This window comes from Levilactobacillus parabrevis ATCC 53295, from assembly GCF_001434055.1.
Classification (GTDB): Bacteria; Bacillota; Bacilli; order Lactobacillales; family Lactobacillaceae; genus Levilactobacillus; species Levilactobacillus parabrevis.
In genome coordinates this window covers 1-324 of record NZ_AZCZ01000115.1, presented here as the reverse complement: position 1 = coordinate 324, position 324 = coordinate 1, and the positions used below count along the sequence as shown (strand labels likewise).

Below are 324 nucleotides of genomic sequence, written 5' to 3'. Positions count from 1 at the left end.
CCAATATCTTTATGATCCTTCTCAACTCGGTACTTAGCATTTAAGATAATACCAACGAAGCGACGCATCTGTTGCGGGGTACGGCACCAAAAACTAAGCAGTATTCATCATGTTACAGCACCCAAGTAAAAGCTACGAAGATAAAAACATTCATCCTCAAAATATGTAACCTAGAAAAAAAGCCTCCAGTGTTAAACCGGGAGCCTTTTTTAGTATACCAATTTCTACTTCACATAAGGTGGCTTATCCCAAGTAACCCACATTCACCGCGGTACTTCCACATTCCGTTATTTTTTGATTGTGAACTTGTCCAAAAAAGAAGTG

General features: G+C 39.2%; 1 pseudogene. It reads right to left on the bottom strand.

Annotated elements, in window-relative coordinates:
* Positions 1–101 (bottom strand): annotated as a pseudogene (locus tag FD07_RS12270) (replication protein); the annotation flags it as partial.
* Positions 102–324: the final 223 nt, after the last annotated feature.